This window comes from Eubacterium limosum, from assembly GCF_000807675.2.
Lineage (GTDB): Bacteria > Bacillota > Clostridia > Eubacteriales > Eubacteriaceae > Eubacterium > Eubacterium limosum.
This window is the reverse complement of the sequence record NZ_CP019962.1, coordinates 2,704,305-2,727,285: the sequence shown is the minus strand read 5'-3', so window position 1 is coordinate 2,727,285 and position 22,981 is coordinate 2,704,305. Positions and strand designations below refer to the sequence as shown.

General features: G+C 47.6%; 21 protein-coding genes and 1 riboswitch. Of the genes, 3 read left to right on the top strand and 18 right to left on the bottom strand.

Annotated features, from left to right (window positions below; all coding sequences use genetic code 11):
* Positions 1 to 33: 33 nt before the first annotated feature.
* The 5 genes from B2M23_RS12825 to B2M23_RS12805 all read right to left on the bottom strand — a co-directional run bounded on the left by B2M23_RS12825 (position 34) and on the right by B2M23_RS12805 (position 5,042).
* Positions 34 to 2,157, bottom strand: a complete 2,124-nt coding sequence (locus B2M23_RS12825; protein WP_052237477.1) for a sensor domain-containing protein — start codon at positions 2,155 to 2,157, stop codon at positions 34 to 36.
* A 24-nt stretch (positions 2,158 to 2,181) separates the two neighbouring features.
* Positions 2,182 to 2,269: riboswitch (cyclic di-GMP riboswitch) on the bottom strand.
* Between the two features lie 97 nt (positions 2,270 to 2,366).
* Entirely contained in the window at positions 2,367 to 3,011 is a 645-nt protein-coding gene (locus B2M23_RS12820) for a redox-sensing transcriptional repressor Rex (protein ID WP_038354037.1), read from the bottom strand.
* A 159-nt stretch (positions 3,012 to 3,170) separates the two neighbouring features.
* Positions 3,171 to 3,521: a P-II family nitrogen regulator gene (locus tag B2M23_RS12815; RefSeq protein ID WP_038354038.1), complete on the bottom strand. Its 351-nt coding sequence runs from the start codon at positions 3,519 to 3,521 to the stop codon at positions 3,171 to 3,173.
* A 67-nt stretch (positions 3,522 to 3,588) separates the two neighbouring features.
* On the bottom strand, positions 3,589 to 4,353 hold the full coding sequence (locus B2M23_RS12810) for a DUF1538 domain-containing protein (RefSeq protein WP_038354039.1): 765 nt from the start codon (positions 4,351 to 4,353) through the stop codon (positions 3,589 to 3,591).
* Positions 4,350 to 5,042, bottom strand: coding sequence for a DUF1538 domain-containing protein (locus tag B2M23_RS12805; protein WP_052237479.1), 693 nt, complete (start codon positions 5,040 to 5,042; stop codon positions 4,350 to 4,352). Before B2M23_RS12805 ends, B2M23_RS12810 begins: the two co-directional genes overlap by 4 nt.
* A gap of 167 nt (positions 5,043 to 5,209) precedes the next feature.
* On the opposite strand from B2M23_RS12805, the gene B2M23_RS12800 reads away from it, so the two are divergent.
* Positions 5,210 to 7,147: an ABC-F family ATP-binding cassette domain-containing protein gene (locus B2M23_RS12800; RefSeq protein ID WP_038354040.1), complete on the top strand. Its 1,938-nt coding sequence runs from the start codon at positions 5,210 to 5,212 to the stop codon at positions 7,145 to 7,147.
* An 88-nt stretch (positions 7,148 to 7,235) separates the two neighbouring features.
* Positions 7,236 to 7,466 carry a hypothetical protein gene (locus B2M23_RS12795; RefSeq protein WP_038354041.1) on the top strand — a complete coding sequence of 77 codons (231 nt, stop codon included), beginning with the start codon at positions 7,236 to 7,238 and terminating at the stop codon, positions 7,464 to 7,466.
* Positions 7,467 to 7,512: 46 nt separating this feature from the next.
* On the opposite strand, the gene B2M23_RS21255 is transcribed toward B2M23_RS12795, so the two are convergent.
* The 5 genes from B2M23_RS21255 to B2M23_RS12770 all read right to left on the bottom strand — a co-directional run bounded on the left by B2M23_RS21255 (position 7,513) and on the right by B2M23_RS12770 (position 13,515).
* Positions 7,513 to 7,800 carry an arsenic metallochaperone ArsD family protein gene (locus B2M23_RS21255; protein ID WP_167617904.1) on the bottom strand — a complete coding sequence of 96 codons (288 nt, stop codon included), beginning with the start codon at positions 7,798 to 7,800 and terminating at the stop codon, positions 7,513 to 7,515.
* 313 nt (positions 7,801 to 8,113) lie between these two features.
* On the bottom strand, positions 8,114 to 9,364 hold the full coding sequence (locus B2M23_RS12785; protein ID WP_038354043.1) for a Glu/Leu/Phe/Val family dehydrogenase: 1,251 nt from the start codon (positions 9,362 to 9,364) through the stop codon (positions 8,114 to 8,116).
* A gap of 162 nt (positions 9,365 to 9,526) precedes the next feature.
* Positions 9,527 to 10,441, bottom strand: a complete 915-nt coding sequence (locus B2M23_RS12780; RefSeq protein WP_038354044.1) for a hypothetical protein — start codon at positions 10,439 to 10,441, stop codon at positions 9,527 to 9,529.
* Between the two features lie 160 nt (positions 10,442 to 10,601).
* A complete protein-coding gene (locus tag B2M23_RS12775; protein WP_038354045.1) occupies positions 10,602 to 11,399 on the bottom strand; it encodes an SDR family NAD(P)-dependent oxidoreductase in 798 nt (265 codons plus the stop codon).
* Positions 11,400 to 11,502: 103 nt separating this feature from the next.
* Complete coding sequence (locus B2M23_RS12770; RefSeq protein WP_038354046.1) at positions 11,503 to 13,515, bottom strand: sensor histidine kinase; 2,013 nt, start codon at positions 13,513 to 13,515, stop codon at positions 11,503 to 11,505.
* A 38-nt stretch (positions 13,516 to 13,553) separates the two neighbouring features.
* Here B2M23_RS12770 and B2M23_RS12765 point away from each other — a divergent pair, with 38 nt between their 5' ends.
* Positions 13,554 to 15,278, top strand: coding sequence for a hypothetical protein (locus tag B2M23_RS12765; RefSeq protein ID WP_038354047.1), 1,725 nt, complete (start codon positions 13,554 to 13,556; stop codon positions 15,276 to 15,278).
* Positions 15,279 to 15,295: 17 nt separating this feature from the next.
* On the opposite strand, the gene B2M23_RS12760 is transcribed toward B2M23_RS12765, so the two are convergent.
* The 8 genes from B2M23_RS12760 to tsaB form a co-directional block, all read right to left on the bottom strand.
* Positions 15,296 to 15,991, bottom strand: a complete 696-nt coding sequence (locus tag B2M23_RS12760) for a response regulator transcription factor (protein ID WP_038354048.1) — start codon at positions 15,989 to 15,991, stop codon at positions 15,296 to 15,298.
* A gap of 143 nt (positions 15,992 to 16,134) precedes the next feature.
* Positions 16,135 to 17,763, bottom strand: coding sequence for a chaperonin GroEL (groL, locus tag B2M23_RS12755; protein WP_038354049.1), 1,629 nt, complete (start codon positions 17,761 to 17,763; stop codon positions 16,135 to 16,137).
* Between the two features lie 50 nt (positions 17,764 to 17,813).
* Positions 17,814 to 18,098, bottom strand: coding sequence for a co-chaperone GroES (groES, locus tag B2M23_RS12750; RefSeq protein WP_038354050.1), 285 nt, complete (start codon positions 18,096 to 18,098; stop codon positions 17,814 to 17,816).
* Between the two features lie 576 nt (positions 18,099 to 18,674).
* Positions 18,675 to 19,934, bottom strand: coding sequence for an Nramp family divalent metal transporter (locus tag B2M23_RS12745; RefSeq protein WP_038354051.1), 1,260 nt, complete (start codon positions 19,932 to 19,934; stop codon positions 18,675 to 18,677).
* Positions 19,935 to 20,045: 111 nt separating this feature from the next.
* The gene (gene tsaD / locus B2M23_RS12740) at positions 20,046 to 21,056 is read right to left on the bottom strand and encodes a tRNA (adenosine(37)-N6)-threonylcarbamoyltransferase complex transferase subunit TsaD (RefSeq protein ID WP_038354052.1); all 1,011 of its coding nucleotides are present in this window, start codon (positions 21,054 to 21,056) and stop codon (positions 20,046 to 20,048) included.
* A gap of 12 nt (positions 21,057 to 21,068) precedes the next feature.
* Complete coding sequence (locus tag B2M23_RS12735; protein ID WP_038354053.1) at positions 21,069 to 21,776, bottom strand: TIGR01906 family membrane protein; 708 nt, start codon at positions 21,774 to 21,776, stop codon at positions 21,069 to 21,071.
* Positions 21,769 to 22,212, bottom strand: a complete 444-nt coding sequence (gene rimI, locus B2M23_RS12730) for a ribosomal protein S18-alanine N-acetyltransferase (RefSeq protein ID WP_038354054.1) — start codon at positions 22,210 to 22,212, stop codon at positions 21,769 to 21,771. Before rimI ends, B2M23_RS12735 begins: the two co-directional genes overlap by 8 nt.
* A 1-nt stretch (position 22,213) precedes the next feature.
* Positions 22,214 to 22,906 carry a tRNA (adenosine(37)-N6)-threonylcarbamoyltransferase complex dimerization subunit type 1 TsaB gene (gene tsaB / locus B2M23_RS12725; protein ID WP_038354055.1) on the bottom strand — a complete coding sequence of 231 codons (693 nt, stop codon included), beginning with the start codon at positions 22,904 to 22,906 and terminating at the stop codon, positions 22,214 to 22,216.
* Positions 22,907 to 22,981: the final 75 nt, after the last annotated feature.

Genomic DNA, 22,981 nt, shown 5'->3' with positions numbered 1-22,981 from the left:
CATTAAAAAAGAGCTGCACTACACAGCTCTTTTTTAGATGTTCTCTTTTAAAAATCGTTCTTCAAACTCTTCTACCGGCATGGGTCTGGAATAATAATAGCCCTGAGCTGCCAAACACCCGCAATCATTCAGGAAACCCACCTGGTCTCCCGTCTCTACACCCTCGGCAATGACCTGAAGTTTCAGATCATTAATCATGCCGATGGTATGCTCAATGATGGTCTTGCCCTTCTGGGTCGCCACACTCTCGTTAAAGAATTCACGATCCAGCTTAATGGTGTTGACCGGTACATTTTTAAGCATATTGAGTGAGGAATAGCCTGATCCAAAGTCATCCATTGAAAAGGAAATTCCTTCCTCTCTCAGCCGCTCCATGCCACGGTACAGGTCTACAGTGTTCTCCACAAAGCTGCTCTCGGTCAGTTCGACCTCCAGAAGCTCCTTGGGAATATCGTAGCGGCGGATAATATGCAGCAGCTTTTTATAAAAATTCGGGTTATACACCTGCACTCTGGACACATTAACCGACACCGGAACTGCTTCCATTCCCCTGTCCAGCCAGGATTTGACGATCCGGCAGGTCTCTTCCCAGACATATTCGTCCAGCTTGATGATAAAACCGTTGCGTTCAAAAAGCGGGATGAAGCGGCATGGTGTCAGGAACCCCCTCTCGGGATGGTCCCACCGCACCAGCGCCTCAGCGCCGATCACCGCGCCGTTCTGCACATTATGCTTCGGCTGGAGGAATACTTTGAACTGGCGTTTATTAAGCGCCTCATCCATTTCATTTTCGATTCGCTGCTCCTCAAGCTGTTTGGCTCTCAGCTTTTTATCATAAAAGGCCCATTGCTTGATCTGGCTTCCCTTGATGGTTTTCTGGGCCAGGTTTGCCCAGTCGCAGAGGATACTCATCTGGGTATCACGGTCTTTCACAATGCAGATTCCGCAGGAGGGCATGACCTGGTAGCTCTCAGAAAACTGGTTGATCTCTTTCAGGATCTTCTTTATGCGCTCGAGCAGAGGATTGCCTGAAGCATAAGACATGCAAAGGCAGAACACATCGCTGTTCATCCGCCCAAAGGCATCCAAAGGCCCCATATTGGCCGAAATAACCGTTGCCATAAACCTGAGCAGTCGATTGCCCTCCTCACGCCCGTGCAGATCGTTAATAAATTTAAAGCGGTTGACATCCAGCCGCACCACAGCAAATTTTTGGTCTGGATAATCCTTGACCAGTCTTTCGGCCTGCGCATAAAAGGTATTGATATTATAAATACCAGTCAGCCGATCAAACTCTGCTCGGTATTTCAGGGTTTCGTGAGCCCGCTTGGATTCGTCGATATTGTTCAGGGTGCCGATCACCCGCTTGATGCTGCCATCCTCATTATAAAGTACATTAAAGACAATCTTACACCAGATGTACCGCCCTTTCTTATTGCACAGGCGTATCTCCATTTCCACCTGGCCGTTACTGATGGCTTCCATATTCATTTTCTGCTTTAGCACTTCAATATCCTTGGGATGGACCACTTCGTCGTTAAGCCAGATTTCCTTGATATCCCGGCCGTCATAGCTGCCCATGAATATTTCTGAAAATTCAGGCGCATAGTAACGCTGATCCGTCTCAATGATCCACTCAAACACCAGGGTATTGGTCTGCTCAATGACCAGACGGTAGCGCTCGTCGTCTATCTGTTTTTTCTGGAGGCTCTCGTTTTCCTTTTCAACGGCTTCCATCTGTTTTTTATAGTCGATATCCATGATAAAGCAGAGCAGGATCTCATCCTCCCCGCCATAATCGACCGCCGGAAAAACGGTCAGTGAAGCCCAGTGAAAGCTCCCGTCCACCCATAGTTTGCGGAACTCACCGATAACGCTGCCCTTTCCAGATTCCAAGGCTACGTGTATTTTATCAAGGTCAAAAAATTCCAAAAACCGTTTCGAATCCTCCGGGTGGATCATGTGCGCTGACACATCGGCAACGGCATCTGCCAGAATACCTTCTTCCGGCGGCGTCACATATTTATTCTCCACATGGTAGATAATGCGATAACGGTTCCTTGTAACATTCAATTCATAAAGCTCATCGTAAATATTGCGCAAAGCTACATCGTAAATATTCTTTTCAATGGTTTCATTCATCTTTTTTTCTGCCATTTTACAGCTCCTATTGTGGGGTTCAACTGCAGCTGGCTGCCCTACAATTTATGTTTGTTTAGGCCCTTTAGCTTTGCGTCTCTATCTTTCAACAGATTTGCCCTGATATCAATTATATTTATAACTGTCTTCTATTATATAATAGTTTTTTTTGAAATACAACTCCTATTTTTTACAAAAAAAGCAGGCTTCACGCCTGCTGTATACATTTATTCATCATCGTCATCTTCGTTAATCAGATAGGTCAGCGTAAAGAGGCTGTCGGTGATATTCACACTCTCTACCACCACGTCATCAGGCACTGTCAGATCCAGAGGAACAAAGTTCAGAATCGCCTTGATGCCCAGCTCTACGACACGGTCCGTGGTTTCCTGCCCGACTTTCTGCGGCACACTCAAGATACAGATATCAATTTTATGGTGTGCGACAAAAGCGTCGAGATCATCCATATGGTAGACTGTCACATTGCCGACCTTCTTGCCGATCTGGTCCGGGTCCACATCAAACATGGCTTTGAAATGGATGCCTTCTTCTTTAAAACGCTCGTAATTGACAATGGCGTGGCCCAGGTTCCCAGAACCGATAATAATGCAGTTATACTGGAGATCAAGCCCAAGAATTTTGCGAATGGCCTCCTTCAGCTCTTTTACCTTATAACCATAGCCCTGCTGTCCGTAAGCGCCAAAGGAATTCAGATCCTGCCGGATCTGCGAGGCGGTCAGCCCCATCATTGCCGCCAGCTCCTTAGACGAGATTTTTTCAATATGTTGATCCTGTAAATCGGTTAAATACTGGTAATACTTGGGCAGACGCTTAACAACTGTCATCGATACCCTTTTTGAAAAAGTTTGCATTCTGCACTCCCCTCCTGCGTCGTACTTATCCTTTTTATTATATCAAGTTGTTAAAAAAACGTCAATTTTTATGACCGAATTAATCAAAAAAGTGTCAAAGTTTTTTGAATCCTTCAGAAATCGAGCAAATAAGCGCCTTTGGGGTATCTTTAAAAGCAATTAATCTGCGATGTCCGACATCAGGTTAAGATGCGGGCTGCCGATCACCTTGGATACATCCAGCACAAAGGCGATGCCCATACCCGGCTTGTCGATTTCGATTTTCCGCTGGATCGAGCAGAGTACCGCGTTCCTTATGGACGCATCCACCAGAATCAGAACAATCTCCTTTTCCGGTTCAATGGTGATGCCGAAAAACCGCGCGTTCTCATGGATGCCAGACCCGCGGCCGTACATGACAGTCGCTCCGTCAGCGCCGCCCTGTTTAGCAGCGTCAATGACCTCGCCGGACATATCCTTTTCCACAATCACCACAATCAGTTCGGTCTTAATTTTATTTCTGTCTTCCATTTTTTCCTCCATCATTCGCTAAGTAATCTACATATTATATATGATTAAAATCTTCTGTCAATACCGGTTAAGAATCACGGGATTGCTTTTCGCACTGTCTTTTCCTGTATGCCTCCTTCTGCTTATAAAAGAAGCCCAGAAGCAGGGTTGTCAGGATCGGTGCAAGAGCGATCAGTGCCACAACGCCAAAGCCGTCCAGCAGCGGATTGCGGCCGGGAGTCGCGCCCGCCACAGCCACCGAAAGGGACAGGATAAAGGTCGAGCACATCGGGCCAGTGGCCACACCGCCGTTATCAAAGGCCATGGCTAAAAAATTTGGTTCCACAAAACGGCCGAGAATAAAGGCCAGTATATAGCCGGGAATCAGAATCCACCAGAGGGAGATACCGACCAGCAGCCGGATCATGGCTGTCATAACCGCTAACGCTACCCCCAGTGAGATCGCCAGCAGCATAACCCGCGCCTTGATGGCGCCGCTAGTCATTTCCTCAACCTGCTTTACCATAACCTGGACGGCCGGCTCGGCAAAGGCGACCAGAAAGCCGATGGCAAAGCCCAGCGGAATGAGAATCCAGCTGTACTCAAGCTCTGCGAGCGCTGTTCCTAGAAACTCACCTGCGGGCACAAAGGCAATATTTACACCCTGGAGAAACAGCACCAGCCCCAGATAGGTCACCACAAAGCCACCCATAATCCGCTTGATGATAGGTGCCCGCAGCCGTAGTGCAATGGCGTTTAAAAACAGGAAAATCAAAATTATGGGCAGGATAGCCAGAAAAACCTCCCATGCCACCTCCGGCATGCCGTGAAATAAATTATAGATCAGGTTCATCTGAAGATCACCCCCAAAATCATGACGGCCAGCACCGGTCCGAGCGAGGACAGCGCAACCATCCCAAAGCTGTCTGTTCCTTCCCTGCTGGTTCTTACGCCGCTGGTAATCCCGCTGCCCAGACTCAGTATAAAGGGTACTGTAATGGGACCAGTGGTGACGCCGCCGGAATCAAAGGCTACCGGCGCCATCTCAGGGTTGGTAAAAAAGGACAGGGCAAAAACAGCGATATATCCGATAATCAGGATATGGTACAGCTTCATCTGGAAAACAAACCGCAGCAGAGCGATGACCAGAAAAATACCGACCCCAACGCCGACCACAGCAATGAGCAGCGTCCGATTAATCGTTCCATCCGAGACCGCGGCCACCTGACCGGCCAATACCTGTACATCCGGCTCGGCAATGGTCACAAACATGCCCACGAAAAAGCCCGCAACAATCAATATTTTTAAGCTTCTCCGGGAGACCAAAAAGTTTCCCACACGCTCGCCGACCTCCATCATGGAGATGTCCGCACCAAACAAAAAAAGCGCCATGCCGATCATCATCATGATGGCACCGCCGATAAAGGACACAAGCATTTCAGGCGTAAAGGGCGCCCAAATACCACTGATGATCATAATCAGAACCGTCATCGGCAAAATTGATACAAGGACTTCTTTAAAGCTATTAAGCAGTTTTTTCATCAAACCTCCTCCTCGTTTTGGAATACATTCTTTTTATACCCACTTAGATGCAAAATATTCATCATTTTGCAAATTTCTTTTCCCTGCCTCTGTCCGCAGTCGACACACCCCCTCTTTTTTGGTATCATATATAAGGAATACTATGGAAAGAACAGGCAGAAAACCTTATGCTTATAAATATTGAAAATCTTAGTTTTAGTTACGGCATCAATGAAATTTTTAACCAGCTGAGCCTCTCCATACAGGAAAAGGAAATGATCGGCCTGGTGGGGCGCAACGGATCAGGCAAGTCCACCTTTCTCAGGCTACTGGCCGGCCAGCTTACCCCCGACAGCGGCGTCATCAGTAAAAAATCCAATCTGACCATCGGTTATCTGGCTCAGGAGGCCGATTTTTCTGCGGACACCACGCTGGACGCCCTCTTCCTCTCTGTCTTTGATCCCCTCATTAAATTGGAGGAGCGGTTGCGTGAGCTGGAGCACCAGATCGGCGAAACAGACGGCGCGGAGCAGGAAAAGGTCATGAAAACCTATGGCGAGCTGCAGGATCGCTTTGCAGAGCAAAAGGGCTATGAATACCCCAGCCGCATCCGAGGTATCGCCAAGGGCCTTGGATTTACCGATGAGGATATGGCAAAGCCCTTTGGCGTCCTGTCGGGCGGCGAAAAAACACGGGCCGCCCTGGGACGCAATCTGCTTCAGGAACCTGAGCTTCTGCTCCTCGACGAGCCCACTAACTACCTGGACATCGACTCTCTCCAATGGCTGGAGCAGTTTCTGAAAGCCTATGACGGCGCCTTTGTCATCATCTCCCATGACCGCTACTTTCTGGATAAGGTCTGCGGCCGTATTTTGGAAGTCTCACGCCATTCCCTGGACAGCTACAACGGCAACTACACCACCTATGTGGAAAAGAAAGAAAAGCTGCTCATGGATCTGGATCACCAGTATGCCCAGCAGATGCGTGAAATTAAGCGCCAGCAGGAAATGATCGCCCGGTTCCGCCGTTACAACTCTGTTCACAGCTCTAAACGCGCTGCCAGCCGTGAAAAGGCTCTGGCAAAAATGGAGGTGGTGGAAAAGGTCCAGACCGAATCCGACGCCCATTTCAACTTCAAGCCCCGCATCCAGAGCGGTAAGGATGTTCTGACCGTCCGTGACGTGTCAAAATCCTTTGACGGACAGCCCCTTTTTGAAAATATTTCTTTTGATATCCACCGCGGCGACAAAGTGGGCATCATCGGCGCCAACGGCATCGGCAAGACCACCCTGTTCCGCATCATCCAGGACAAGGTATCACGGGACAGCGGTGTCATCGAGTACGGCCACAAGGTCCATGTTGGCTATTATGACCAGGAAAACAATGACTTAAAGCAGTTTTATGATGAAAATCTTCTGGAGGCCCTCTGGGACGTTGATATACATTTTACCGAGGGCGAGCTGCGGAGTATCCTGGCAGCCTTTTTATTTACTGGTGACGATGTGTTCAAAGCTGTGAACGCTCTGTCCGGCGGCGAAAAAGCCCGGCTTCTTCTGGCACGCCTGATGCTGTCCCAGTCCAATTTCCTGCTCATGGATGAGCCCACCAACCACATTGATATGCGCACAAAGGAGATCCTCGAAAACGCCCTGATCGCTTATCAGGGAACGCTTTTGTTTATCTCCCATGACCGTTACTTTCTCAACCGGGTGGCGACTAAGATCTATAACTTCACCCCCACCGGTATTGAGGTCACCCTGGGCAATTATGACGACTATATCCATTACAAGGATGAGGCCGCCCTCCGGGAATCCCTGGAAGCGGAAAAGAACCGGACCGTGGTCACAAAAACGCGGCAGAAGGCAGACCGTAAAAAACAGAAGGAGCAGGAGGCTGCATTCCGCGGTAAAAAGAAAGAACTGAAAACCGTGGAAGCCGACATCGAGCGCCTGGAAAACGAAATCGCAGATTATGAAGCCCGGATGTGCCAAAATGATTTTTATGATGACTTGGACAATGTAAACACTGTAACCACCGCTTATAATACCGCCAGGGAAGCTGTAACCAGCCTGACAGACCGCTGGGAGGAGCTGCTGCTCGAAATCGAGGAGTGGGAGGAACAATAATATTCTTCTTATCCCGCCAGATAATCTCTTGATTGTCATGGGATAATTGTTATAATAGTCTAAAACCAGAAATCAAGGGGATAAAAATATGAAATTAAACGAACAGGAAAAAAGAGTCCTGAACAGTTTGTTCAGCGGTATTACAGGAACAACCCGGAACGAGATGCTCTGCGCGCTTTACGCCGCCAAACCAGCCAACGACGGCACTGTGGATTCACAGGAGATCATCACGTTGGTCAATGGGCTCATCTTAAAAATTTATAACGCAGAGCCTGAGGAAATGCAGGAGGTATTCGCCGGCATTCCCTACGAGGTTTAGAAAAGAAAAAGCTGCATGGCCTTACACGGGTCATACAGCTTTTTTATTACTCTGTTTTAGCGCTCCACATCATGAGCTCACTATAATCCGGATAGGCGCCCTTTTTCCAGATTTCGCCGCCAACAACGGTAATGGGCATTGCTTCAACGCCCTCCTGCAGCAGTACCTGCTCCACCGGACGGACCTCTGTCATCAAGCTCGGATTGTCCCAGATATTAAACACATTAATGGTGATCCCTGCATTCTGGAAAGCCTTCAGAAGCACATTAAAATCAATGATTCCCTGCTCACCGTTATGATTTAGTGTCGTTTCATAAATATTAATTTCTGCCATCCCCAAAACCTGCCTTCTTTCGTTTTTATTATTATACCACAGTCCGTCTGCCCCAGTTAATGGTAATATCTGTCCTTCAATAGAAAAAAATAGAAAAAACGGTATACGCCATTTCGACGTATACCGCAATATATTGTTGCTTTTATATGTGTTTCGCATATTTTACGCAATATATACCATCTCACCATTCTGGCTATAAAAACGCCCAAAATGCAAGGCGCGGCGTTTTTGAGCCGAAGGAGCATATTTTAAATATGTGACTGAGGCTCAAAAACGCTGTAACGCAGCAGTTCGGGTGTTTTTGACGCCAGAATTAGTACCAGCCTTTAAGCTTCATGGCCTTTGCAATCTTCTTAATGGCATAGTTGAAAGCCGCTGTACGCATATTGGAGGCTTTTTCATTGACCAGTACATCGTATACGCCGTTGAAGGCTTTAACGATCAGGTCTTCTTCTTTTTCAAAAACTTCTTCCTTGCTCCAGTAGTAGCCCTGAAGGTTCTGAACCCACTCGAAGTAAGATACGGTAACCCCGCCGCTGTTTGCCAAGATATCCGGTACGATAAATACGCCTTTTTTAATTAAAATTTCATCGGCTTCCGGTGTCAACGGTCCGTTGGCGCCTTCGCTGATAATCTTAGTATTGATCTTATCCGCATTGTCCTTGGTAATGGCTCCGCCCAGACCGCAAGGCAGGAGGATATCACATTCGATTGAGAAGATTTCGTCTTTATCAAATGGTTTTGCGTCTGGATAGCCTGCCAGGTCATTGCCGTTTTCTTCGTAGTATTTCATTAAGGCCGGAATGTTCATACCTTCTGCATCGTAGAGACCATTACGGCTGTTGGAAATAGCGATGATCTTGCAGCCCTGTTTGTAAAGCCATTCTGCCGCAAAGCTTCCGACATTACCAAAGCCCTGCAGCACAACGCGCGCACCCTTCAGGTCCAGACCAATTTTAGCAGCCGCTTCACGCACGGTAAAGCCTACGCCGTAGCCGGTAGCTTCGGTTCTGCCCAGAGAACCACCCAGTTCCAGTGGTTTACCGGTGAATACGCCGATGTTCTGGCTTCTGGTGATGGCATTGTATTCATCAATCATCCAGGACATGATCTGGCCGTTTGTGTTAACATCCGGAGCCGGAATATCAAACTTTTCACCGAACGCCGGATGCATTGCTTTCACAAAACCTCTTGTCAGATTTTCAAGCTCACGTTCAGAGAGCTTCTTAGGATCAACGGTGATACCGCCTTTACCGCCGCCATAAGGGATACCGGCTACAGCACACTTCATTGACATCCATGCAGATAATGCTTTTACTTCGCCTTCGTCAACGCCCGGATGGAATCTTAAGCCACCTTTTGTTGGTCCAAGTGCGGAATTATGCTGTGAACGGTAGCCCTTAAAGACTTTCTTCGTTCCATCGTCCATCTGGACTGGGAAAGATACTTCATAAAAGCGGTTAACCTCGCTCAAAAGATCGTATACGGCTTCCTTATTATCCAGTTCCATTTCATCAATTGCGTTGCGCAACTGCTGTCGGTACATTTCAAATTCACTCATCATTTTACGTGTTCCTCCTACGTATTGTATTAAGTTGTTGCTTCCTTGGTAAATATTATAATATTAATGTATACATTAGACAATATTTTTTTGCTAATCTTTGGTTTTTTTTTAATACACTAAAGCAAAAGACCGAATCCATCCGGGATTCGGCCTTAAGAATTTTTAATTTAAAGCTCTTCTGGACCACAGTATCACACCTGCGATCATCAGTGTGCATAAAAACAGAGGGATAAAATCAATGTGATCCTCGATGCCGGTAGACGGCGCTTCAGAGATCTCTGAAACCTCTGGCTGTGCCTCTCCGGCCTGCTCAACCATGGCATTGTCCGCTGTCTGCGCGTTATCCGCCACAGTCTCCAGCTTTTCCTCACTGTTTACAATGGTCTGCTTGTTGATATTGTCCGACGCAGTCGATACGGTAAAGCTCTTGGCCTCATCGCTGGTATTTTCTTCACGATTGCCAAAGAAAACGGCGCCTGAAATTCCCTCAGCGTTCTCCGGCATCTGGTAATCCTGCGCATTGTCCTCCTCGCTTAAGGGTTCGACGGACGCCACCGTACCATCCTTGGTTTTGACCATCATGTTAACTGCCATACGCTCGCTGCCTTCTGCCGGCTCTGTGATCACGCGGAAATGCGCGCCTGCCGGTATGACGGCCAGCACTTTATTGCCGGGGCCGCTGACAATTTCATCGTTCAGCTCAATGCTGATGGTACTGTTCAGGGCGTTGGAATCCACAAAAACCTCCGCCAGATTTTCCGGTATTTCCGGAGCTGCTGCTTCATCCTCCGGCTGCTGAACCGTAGTCTCTGGAACTGGCGCTTGATCCTCTGCCTGCTCTGGTGTAACCGCTTCGGTATTTTCCTCCTGTACCTCTGTCTCCGGGCTCACTGTCACGGCCTCATCCGGCGTTGTCAGCGGTTCCTCTACAGAGGGTGTCATCTGAGATTCAACCGTCGTCGACGGTTCTGTTGTCAAGGTCGTTTGCTTTGGCGTCGTCTCCTCTGCCAAAACAGGGAGGCAAACGAATACCAGTAAGCCAGTCAAGACAAATAACATCTTCTTAATACTGTTCATTGCTCCTCCTATCTTTTTCCTTTTTAAAATTCTTAGTCATTATACCATAAGCCTGTTTCTTTGAAAAGCCGTTTAAGACTATCTACCTCTGCAAAAAAGAACGCCGCACCCTTTTTTATAAAAGGGCCGGCGCGGCGTTCTGTGCACAGCAGACGTTTTTTTATTTATCTCTGTATTCTTCCTCGAAATAGCTGCCCATCAGAGCGGCAGCTTCATCCCTTGTCATTTCCGCTGTGTATTTTTTGTAGGCGTCCTGGTTAATCCTGCCCACAATGTACGAATTTGCCTTTCCCAGCATACCCATGCCTTCCTCTACCACTTCCTGTGGCGTCATGGCCTGGCTGTTGTCTATGTCACCCTGGGGCTGGTTCCTAAACCAGTCCGGTGTCTGGGTAGAGCCCGCGGTAATGACCAGAATATCCACATCGGCATCATGGAACTCTCTGGCCACGCCTTCTGTCAAAATGAGCTGAAAAGCTTTGGCCGCTCCATAAGCCGCATTGTAAGGGGATGCTGTCACAGCGGTCAGCGAGGTCATCGTCACAACAGCGCCTCTGTCCCGCGCTGCAAACAAAGCGGTAAAGTGGTGCAGCAGCTTCGCATAGGTATTGATGTTAATGTCAATAATCTTCTGAATATCTGGATAGGCGGCATGGGAATATCGTCCCATCTTATGGAAGGTCGCCACATAATTTAAAATGCCGATGTCAAGGCTCTCTGTGGCTTTGATCAGGTTTTCTGAAGCGCTGTCCGCGGTCAGATCCTGCGGCACAGCCATTGATTTAACTCCATAGCCTTGTTCCAATTCTTCTGCGAGCGCCTGAAGCTTTTCGGCCCGCCGGCCCACCAGCACGACGCTCAGCCCATTGGCCGCAAAATACTCGGCAAAGGCTTTTCCTATGCCATCTGTGGCGCCGCACACCAACGCCCATTCACCATACTTTTGCTTCAAATTCATATTACTGCCTCCTGAATAGTTGATCGTTTGTCGTTTTATTATACGCCCGACATACACTGTATTCCAGAGGCCGCGCTGCTATTTGAAGCTTTCTTGAACATGCTTAAAGAGTTTTAAGCCGGATGGTAAAGGTCGTCCCTGCCCCCATTTCCGACGCAGCGTCGATGGTGCCGCCATGGGCCTTGATCGTGTAGCGGACAATAAAAAGCCCAAGCCCCTGCGAATCGCTGTTCTCACCGCGTGTGGTATAAAAGCGATCGAAAATCTTAGGCTGAATATCCGGCGGTATGCCCGCGCCGTTATCCGAAAACCGGATCACCACCCACTTTTCCTCCAGCGTGGCCTCGACCTTGATCCTGCCGTTCATGGGGGTGAAGCTCATGGCATTGTAAAACAGGTTCTCAAACACGCGGTAGATAAGTTCCGGGTTTCCCATCATTTCTATGGGTTTTCCAGGCTTGATTATACTAAAGCTTATACCGTTTGCCTCTGCGTCGGGACGGTTATTTTCATAAAAATCATCCAGCAATCTTCCAAGATCTATTTTTTCCTTTTTCATAACAGCCTCATCCTGACTGGTAAACTCCTGAAGACTGCGCACCTTTGTCTGTACCTCGTTGGATTTCTGGTTAATGACCTCCAGGTAGCGCTGGATCTCTTCGTCCACCTGCACATTCCCATACTTCACCAGCTCAATGAACCCCTGGATGGCCGTTACCGGCGCTTTGAGATCATGGGCCAGATCAGAGAGAAACTTTTTACGCTCGTTCATCAGGGTTGTCAGTTCTCTGGTACGTACGGCCACTTCCTCTTCAAGATGCGCTGTGAGCCGTTTATTTTCACTCAAAACCTGCCGGTAATAAAACACCATCATCCCGCCAAAGATCAGCACCAGAATAAAGCCGCAGTACTCGCTCTGCCAGCCAGTATAAATGGGCTCAAAGGCGTTGCTGCTGGTAATCTGAACCAGCAGGCTAATGCCAAACACTGCGTTGGCGGCCATGAGGAAATAGGCCTTTACCTCTCTTCTTTTAAGGGCCAGAACCGCAGCAGCCATCAGATAGACAAAGGCCAGAAGCTGATAAAAATCCAGGAAACCGCCATAGAGGTTGATCAACCAGGGCGCTCCCGGCAGCACCAAAAGCGGCACCACTACCGAAACCACACACATAGTGACAGACAGCGGAAAAATAAAAGCCCGATAGATGCTTTTCCGATCTACCTGTGATATAATACTGCTGATAGCAATAACGCATAAGAGCATGACATAGCTGGTGCAGTCCTCCAGCGCATAGAGGGATTCCGTCAGGGGAATTCCCAGCCACCGAAGCGGCTGATAGGCCACATGCAGCCCAAAGGACAGCGTCATGAGACCATAGTAGAAAAAGAGCCTGTCCCTCCCCGGTGACATCCAGACCACCAGTGTAAAAACTGCGATGACCAGGCTGGCAATACACAAAAATGCATAAAACAGCTGATTCACGAAAATCAGGTAGCTGACTTCCTGCGCCTCTCCCAACACAGGCGGATAGTAAATCCCGCTATAATAATGGCTGAAATTGGCGGTGTTGATGAGAATGTCGGTTTCTGCCCCTGCCTCAAAGCTGATCACTGTGTTTTTAATATAAGGCTCATACTGCTGAGGATTTGTGTTTCCCAAAGTTTCCACCGGCTTGCCGTTCACCCAGATATCCGCGCTCGAAAAGATCTCCTGAAAAGCTATACTCAAGATAACAGGGTCGCCTTCGTTAATAATTTTCAGGTGATAAGCGCCAATCCCATAGGGGGATGTCCGAAGATTGCGCATGGAAAAATCAGGATATTCACCGATATAAACGTATTCTGTCGGCTCAGGCTGCCCAGGCCCATCCGCGGCAAAATCCGCCGGATTCAGCTGTTTTCCCTGGTAAAAAGCCCATCCGTCAACCAGACAGAAAAGCTTATCTTTAGAAAAAGCATCTGCCGTCAGTGTCAGAACACCGTCTTCGGCCTGTGGCGTCGTTTGGGTATACTTATTATCCACCCGGTAGAGCCATTGTATCAACGCCAGGCACAGGACAGCGGAAACGATTAAAATAATCATCCCGATTGTAATAGCATTCAATTTCTTTTTCATCTCATCATTCCATTTCGATTATTTATAAGGAGAACCGTATGTTAGCAATTCGTTCAGTAAAATACTTTATTTTGTTTATGATCCTCCTCTTAGGCTTCGGGGTCATGCCCGGCAAAGCCAGTGCCATGATCATCGGCCCGCCCGTTCCCCCGGCGGAGGAATCCCCCAGCTGCGACGCCATTCAGGCATGGCTGGACGAGAACCAGGACATTGGCGGTACCTATGTTCTAAGCGGGGACCTTATCATTACGGACTCCCTGAGCATCTATATGCCCGAAGTGCCAATCTCCATCGAGGCCGGCCCCTACCATATTTATGTCGAGGATACTGCTCTGCTTGAGCTCATCGGCTCCAACATCACCATCACCGGAGACGGCGGCACAGAAGGGCTGATCCGAACCTCAAGCATGGGAACCCTTGTTTTTGCAGAATGCAGCATCACAGCTGAAAACGGCACCGCACTCTTTTACGAGGGCGGCAAACCCACAAACTGGTCCATTTATATAGGTGGCACGCTGAACTCGCCGACCTTTATCCAGGCTTTCGGCGACAATGCCCGCGGCATTGTCTGCGAACAGCCCGACCCGCTTCAATTGTCTAACACCTTCGTCAAAACAGATGGCTCGGGCAGCGTCGGAGTTTCTGCGGTTTCTGATATTTTCATGAGCAACTGCAGTGTTACGGCGGAAGGTGCTGAGAGTGTCTCTGTCGTTTCACAAAGCGGCGAGGTTACAGGAACCCTGTGCCGGCTTACACCAGAAGCACCCCAGTTTTCCGATGATGGCACGCAGTGGATCATCACTGAAATCGACAAGCTGAATTTTGTGCTGCCGCCCTTCACCGCCTATGAGGAAAGCGGCTTGCCAAACTACATGACTGTAAACCTCGCAAACAGCGAAGACCCATATGACACCCGCTACATTGCTCTGGCTGTCACCTGGGACCGAACCGCCTATGACGCGGGGCTTGAAAAAACCGACCCCTTTACCCTCACCGGTACCCTGGAAACCCGGGAGAACCTCCTCAACGATAGTAACCAGACACCTATGGCATCTATTTCCTTTAAAACGGCCACGCCCATCGACGACCTGAGTGTCACCACTACGCCCGATGTTAAAATGTGCCGGCTCGACTTCAGCTTTACCCCGCCCACAGGCGCATCCTCTGTAAAGCTTCTGAAATCAGTCGATGGCGGCAGCAGCTGGATCAGTGAGGATATCACTCAGGCCTACAGCCAAAATGATGTGGGCAAAGCGCTATACGACGATATCATGAAAGAACACGGCACAGCCCTCTACCGGCTAAAGGTTACAGGCTCTGCCTACGCAGGCTACTCCAACACAGTCACCTGCACCTTTGAAGCCCTGCCCCTCACTGGCGATGCGCCTGAGGATATCGACGGCACCCGGGGCGGCGGCGGAAGAATTGAACCAGACCGGAATACGGACAGCAATATTTTTGAGAATATGCTTGAATACATACCGTCTGGAAACGCTACAATCAGTGCGGCGGAGCGTTTTTCCGCCGGAGATGAGAAAATCGCGTCTCCGCTTGCCAAAAATACTGGTAATGAGCTTCAACAAAACGTGCCTTCCTCCGAAGACAGCATAACAAATTCATCCCAAAACCAAAACAATCTTCAATCCGCCGCCGATGTTTACAGTATCTGGCCTGCATTGGGCATTCTACTCATTCTCCTGTTTTTTATCGGCGCACTCCTCTGGTTGAACCCGGTTCTCCGCTCCCGCTTTTTCAAAAAATAGTTTTAAAGCTGAGGCATCTATGCCTCAGCTTTTTTATCTGCAACAAATTTATAACCTTTTCCCCAAACTGTCTGGATGTACTGATGTTCCTCGGAGAAAGAATTGAGCTTTCTCCTGATCTGTGCTACGTGTACCTGAACGGTATGCGCGTTTCCCAAATCTGGCAGTTTCCACACCTTTTCAAAAATATCCTTCTGGGAAAACACTTGATTTTCATGGTTTGCCAAAAAAAGAAGAATGTCAAATTCTGCCGCGGTTAAAGAAATAATATCATCCTTATAGGCCACGCTCCTTGCCGCTTCGTTGATGCTCAGCTTTCCAAAATCCAGGGTTTTACCGCAATTAGTCTTTCCCTCCTGCTGGCGTATACGTGCGCAAATACGCAGTTCAAGCTCTCTCAGGCTAAAAGGTTTGATGACATAGTCATCGCCTCCGGAAACAAAACCGCTGATCCGCTTGTCCTCCTCCGCATAATTTGACACAAAAATAATTGGGACATTCGTCCTCTTTTTTACTGCTTCACACACCTCAAAGCCGTCCATATCCGGCAGCGCCACATCCAGCACAATACAATCCAGAGGCATGTGTGCTGCGGTTTTCAAACACTCCTCTGCGTTCTGAGACGTATAAACCTTATAGCCGCGGCCTGTAAAATAAATCCGCGTTACTTCCAGTATCGAAGCATCGTCGTCTACAATCAATAAATTATACATTTTGCTCTCTCCTACCTAAGCTCCAATAGAGTCATTATACATAAAAAAGCCCTCTTTGAAAACTAAAAAAAGCAGGATATTAAGCTTTCACTTAATATCCTGCCTGTTATAAAATCATATCATTTTATTTATATTGGCTTCTATTACATCATTGGCATTCCGCCGCCGCCCATTGGTGGCATTGCAGGAGCTGCTTCTTCCGGTAAATCGGCAACAGCAACTTCGGTGGTTAAGAACATAGCGCAGATGCTGGCTGCATTCTGGATCGCTGTACGGGTTACCTTGGTCGGGTCGATGATGCCAGCTTCGATCATGTTGACGAATTCGCCTGTAGCGGCATTGAAGCCAACGCCAGCGTCTTTGTTACGCAGTTCATTGACGATAACAGAGCCTTCAAGACCAGCGTTTTCAGCAATCTGACGAACTGGTTCTTCAATAGCACGGCGGATGATTGTCGCACCGATTTTTTCGTCGCCTTCCAGTGTTTCAATTAAAGCGTCTACCTTGTCTAAGGTTTCGATGAATGCAGATCCACCACCAGGTACCATACCTTCTTCAACACCAGCTCTTGTCGCGTTTAATGCGTCCTCGATGCGGTATTTGCGTTCTTTCAGTTCTACTTCGGTAGCAGCGCCAACCTGAATTACAGCTACACCGCCAGCCAGTTTAGCCAGACGTTCCTGTAATTTTTCTTTGTCGTAATCAGATGTGGTTTCAGGGATCTGAGCCTTGATCTGAGCAACTCTTTCTTCAACAACCGCACGGTCGCCCTGGCCGTCAACAACAATGGTATTGTCCTTGTCAACCTTAACCTGACGCGCGCGTCCTAACATAGACATGTCGGCATTTTTCAGTTCCAGGCCAACTTCTTCTGAGATTACCTGACCGCCTGTTAAAGCAGCGATATCCTGTAACATGGCTTTTCTTCTGTCACCGAAGCCAGGAGCTTTAACAGCGACACAATTGAAGGTTCCTCTTAATTTGTTCAGTACTAAGGTTGTTAAAGCTTCGCCTTCAACATCTTCAGCAATGATTAAGAGCTTAGCACCCTGCTGTACAATCTGTTCCAGCACTGGGAGTAATTCCTGGATATTTGTGATTTTCTTGTCTGTAATTAAGATATACGGGTTGTCTAATTCTGCAACCATTTTTTCAGTATCGGTTACCATGTAACCAGATAAGTATCCTCTGTCAAACTGCATACCTTCTGTAAATTCCAGTTCAGTACCCATGCCCTTGCCTTCTTCAACCGTGATAACACCATCGTCACCGACTTTAGTCATGGCTTCTGCAATTAAATCACCGATTTCGGTATCAGCGGCAGAAATAGAGGCAACCTGAGCTTTTGCTTCTCTGGTTTCTACTGGTTTGCTGTTGGCTTTCAGTTCATCAACAACAACTTCCACAGCCTTTTCGATCCCTTTTTTCAGAACCATCGGATTCGCGCCAGCTACAACGTTTCTGTTACCTTCTCTTACGATAGCCTGAGCTAATAAGGTAGCGGTAGTAGTACCATCACCAGCTACATCGTTTGTTTTGGTAGCAACTTCTTTAACCAGCTGAGCGCCCATGTTTTCAAAAGCGTCTTCCAGTTCAATTTCTTTAGCAATGGTAACACCATCGTTTGTAATGGTTGGAGCACCGTAGCTCTTTGCTAAGATAACGTTTCTTCCTTTTGGTCCTAAGGTTACTTTGACAGCGTCTGCCAATTTATCTACGCCAGCAATCAGTGATTCTCTGGCGTCTGCACTGAATTTAATATCTTTTGCCATTTTAATCTTCCTCCTGAAAATTTATAATCTATTAAATGTAGTTTTCTGAATTATCCAACAATTGCTAAGATGTCAGACTGTTTCAAAATCAAGAATTCTTCTTCACCGACTTTTACTTCAGAGCCAGCGTATTTAGAATAGATAACTTCATCGCCTTCCTTTACATCCAGCGGCACTTTTTTGCCATCAACGATTTCACCGGAGCCTACAGCGACAACGGTTCCCTGCTGTGGTTTTTCCTGTGCAGAACCTGGTAACACAATACCGCTAGAAGTCGTTACTTCTTCTTCTTTAACTTTGATTACAACCTTGTCTCCCAATGGTTTTAAACTCATTTTTGATTCCTCCATTTTTAATGATTTATAATTTTTATTATTTTCTTCTTGTTAGCACTCATTACCTCCGAGTGCTAACATTATATTAAACCATTCTCTCAAAATTTGCAAGACCTTTTTAATAAATTTAATGACTTTTTTCAGGATTACTTAATGTTTTTTGGAAATGTCCTCTCAAAAGAGCTTTCAGACAATTCTGATAATTTTTCTGGATCAGTATTATTACAACCACATCATCTGATTATAAGTCTGCTAAAAAACAACTCTACTTTAATTTTTTCATATTTTAAATCTGTATCTTTATCTTTATCTTAATAAGTTCGGCAAAAATCATCCAAGAAATACCATTAGAGCTAGCATAATCTTGTTCTCCATTATCCATGAAACCCCAGACTACACCATGGCCGCCTGAAGACCACCAGTTTTATTCCCAGATCGCTCCTGCCATAAACATGGAAAAGCTGCTCTCAATCGGTATTGATTGAAAGTAGCTAGTCAATAATAAAAAAGGTATACGTCAAAACAACGTATACCGCTACATATTCTGGTTTATTGCGTTTTAAGATCCAACCCCCACTAAAAACTGCTCACCAGCAACATAATATTAAGCGCTGTAACCAGCAGTCCGACAATCAGCAGGATTGTAAAGTCAATTTTGCCATTGGCAAATTTTCCCATGATTTTCCGGGAGGTAGTCAGATAAATTTGCAGGAAAATTGTGATGGGCAGCTGTATGGACAAAAGCATCTGGCTGTAGACCAGCCCCATAAAAGGGTCGGTAATAAAGAAGATAATGACCAGCGATGCCAGAAAGATGCCAATGATCCCCAGCTGACTGTGACGGTCATGAATATCGTAGGGCTCCTTGAACATCCCCGCAACAATGGTACCACCCGCCATTCCAGCGGTGACGGATGAGCTGATTCCTGCCAGCAAAAGGGCGAAAGCAAAGAGGAGCGACGCGCCCGAACCTACCAGCGGCTTGAGCATATCCGCAGCCTGCGAGAGCTCTGTGACCTGAAACCCCGCTTTATAAAAGGTGGCTGCCGCCATCAAGATCATGGCGCTGTTGATCGCCCATCCGATAATCATGGAAACCAGCGTATCTGTAAACTCAAATTTCAGCTGATTTTTAATGACGGATTCTTCCTTCGTGTTCCACTGGCGGCTCTGGATAATTTCAGAGTGAAGGAAAAGGTTGTGTGGCATTACCACCGCGCCCAGCACACTCATGATGACCAGCATGGAACCCGGCGGCGTTGAGGGCTTAACCCAGGAAACAGCAGCAGCGCCCCAGTCGACATGGACCATCAGTATCTCGATTAAGAAAGAAACACCGATCAATGACACAAACCCGATGATCCAGCGTTCCAGTTTTTTATAGGAGTTGCTTAAAAGCAAAAAGAGTGCCAGGGCTGTTACCAGAACCGAGCCAATTTTTATGGGAATCGAAAAAAGCATTTCCAGCGCAATGGCACCGCCCATCACCTCTGCCATGACCGTGGCGACAGTGGCCAAAACCGCGGTCGACAGAACTGGCATGCTCAGCCACTTGGGCAGATACTGGCTGGCCGCCTCCGACATGCAATAGCCTGTCGCAATCCCCAGATGGGCAGCATTGTGCTGTAAAATAATAAGCATAATGGTCGAGAGTGTTACCATCCACAGCAGCGAATAGCCATACTCCGCGCCGGCCGCCACATTGGAAGCCCAGTTTCCTGGGTCAATGAAACCCACCGTAACCAGCAATCCCGGGCCAATATATTTTAAAATTTCAAGACCGCCTTTATGCTCACTATGAGGACCGCCCTGAAGCCATTGCCTGATTCGATTCAAATCGGATGCACCTCTTTCCAGTTACATTAAAATCGGTATACGTTATTTCGACGCATACCGCTATATATTGTGTTTTTTCATCAAACCAATCGCAAAACACCTGTATATGGTTTATCTGGTGCCGATTTTCAGTCCCGGCACAGCATTCAAATACAAATCGCTTTTTACATCACTGATATAGTTATAATAAGCCATAGAGCCGATCATCGCCGCATTGTCTGTACACAATATGGGTGCTGGGTAATAAAGCTCGAGTCCGTTTTCCTTTGCTTTTTCTCGCATCATTTCCCGCAGCAGACTGTTGGCTGAAACACCGCCGGCCATACATATTTTATCCACCTTTTGCTCCAGCGCGCAATGAATGGCTTTTTCAACCAGCACCTCAATGACGGCCAGCTGAAAAGAGGCTGCTACATCTTCCACGACAATGGGTTCTTCCTTCATCTTTTTACTGTTCAGGTAATTCAGCACCGCAGATTTCAAACCACTGAAGCTGAAATCATAGCTGCCCTTTTCCAAAAATACCCTTGGGAATTCAACCGCATGGGGATCTCCTTTCTTTGCCGCGCTGTCGATGGCAGGGCCTCCGGGGTATCCCAGCCCCAAAACCCTTGAAATCTTATCGTAGGCTTCTCCGGCTGCGTCATCCCTTGTTTTTCCGATGATTTCAAAGGTCTGGTAATCGCGTACCATCACCAGATGGCTATGGCCGCCGGACACCACCAGGGTTAAAAAGGGCGGCACCAAATCGGGGTACTGGATAAAATTCGCAGCGATATGCCCTTCAATGTGATTGACGCCAATTAAAGGCAGCCCCAAGCTGTAGGCTAAGGCTTTAGCCTCGGAAACGCCGATCAGCAGCGCGCCCACCAGTCCTGGGCCGTTTGTAACCGCGATGGCGTCAAGGTCTGAAAAACCGAGTCCACTTTCCTCAAGAGCCTCCTCGATAATATACGGCAGTTTCATCACATGATTTCTGGATGCAATCTCAGGCACCACACCGCCATATTTTTTATGAATATCAATCTGTGAGTAAATCCGGTTGGTCAGAACTTTTCTTCCGTCCTCGACCACTGCCACCGAGGTTTCATCACAGGATGTCTCAATACTTAATATTTTCATAGAACTCACTTTCTAAAATTTTCTTTTTGAATTTTTCATAAACTTTCTCTGGGCAAGACGCCGGCTGAAAAAGCCGCCGCCCACAGCGAAGATCAGGTAAACCACCGCTGCGATAACAACGATTCTTAACCCCAGAGCAATAAAATAAGGCTCAGGTACAATGTTGATCAAGACACTTTCATTCGGGTCCAGATACCAGTAGTCATTGGTAAAAATCAGTCTGTGCGCCGCCTGAAAAACAGCCGTAAAATCAAAAACAGCTGCCAGTCCGGACGCCAGAAGCAGTACCAGACCGAAAACAGAGCCGCCAAACACTGCTTTGGCCATCGCCGCCCGGTTCCAGAAAAAAAGCAGAGCGAGTCCTGCCAGAAGCAGAACACCGCACACTGCCTGAACGATCACCGCTGCCTTTAAAAGGCCGCGCACATCCTCCATATGAATCAGCTCTTCCTGATTGAAAAGCGGCACATACAGATCATTTTCCTTCTCGGCATAAATATTAAAATCCTCACGCTCTCCTTTCAGGAAAGCAAAAATCTGGTCTGTCACAGCTGGCAGCTCCTTAGACGCAATACCGGTTGTCTGGGACACATTATTTTTATCCAGCTGATCCAGAAAAAAACCGCGGTTAAACACCGCACACTCTATCGAGGTTATAAGCACAAAAACAGGGAATACGATCCCTACGATAATCGCTGTCACTAAAGATTTTTTATCCAAGATCACCCCTCCTCATCATAAGGCCGTTCACGTGGTCCGGGTAATAGTTCTCACGAATACTGGTGGCTGAGAAACCCATTTTTTTGTAAAGGCAGATCGCAGCCATATTGGTTTCCTTGACCTCCAAGGTCATACAACTGCATCCCTGGACTCTGGCAGTATTGACCAAAGCCTCCATGAGCAAGGTGCCCAGACCGTTTTGCCGGTATTTTCCAAGAATACCAACATTCATAACCTGTGCCTCATCCACCACGCACCAGATGCCCGCAAAGCCGACCACCTGGTCCTCTGCCTCCACCACCAGATATTTGGCAATGGGATTATTGTATTCATTGATATAGGACTCGAGCGACCATGAACCTAAGCCGCAGGCCTGTCCAATTTCATATAAGCGGGGAGCGTCCTGCTCCTGCATCTCGCGTATTTTTACGGTCATCCTATTTTTTCTGCTCTTCGGCATAGGAAGGACGAATGTAAACCGGCTCGACGCTTTTGTAATCCTGCCACTGCTTTTTAAGTGCGCGCTCAACCGCCAGAGTTCCCGCCGATGAAGCCCGGTTCATGGATAAATGCTGCTTCACCTTAATGATTCCCGGCAGGGCCTCGACCATCGTTTCATAAAAACGCGGAACGCCGTCTCCCAGAAGATAAATCGGGCCATCGGCATAATTTTGCAAAATTCCGATAAGAGCCTCGATGTCCATGACGGAATCCTCAAGCTCGGCCACCATGCCCTCCTCCTCGTTAAAGCGGAACAGACCCGTATAAACCTGTGACCGCTGGGCGTCAAGGATCGGACAGACAACACCGTCTGCATAGGGCAGGTTATAGGCCAGTGCTTCCAGCGTAGAAATCGGGATCACCGGCTTATCAAGGGCCTGGGCAAACCCCTTGACCGTCGCCATGCCAATGCGTAGCCCTGTAAAGGAGCCTGGCCCGTTAACAATGCCAAAAGCGTCCATATCCTGAATGGTCAGACCTGCGTCCTTCAACATATGGTCGATGGCGGGCATCAGCTTTTCAGAATGCTTTTTCTGAAAATTGACGATGGTCTCGCAAATCAATTTATTTTCATCCACTACCGCTGCGGTTGCGACGATCGTGGCCGTATCAACTGTCAAAACTTTCATGGTTAACCTTCTTTATCTTTCTTTTACCTTTTATTATAGCCCAAATGATCTGAAAATAAAACTAAAAAAGCCTAA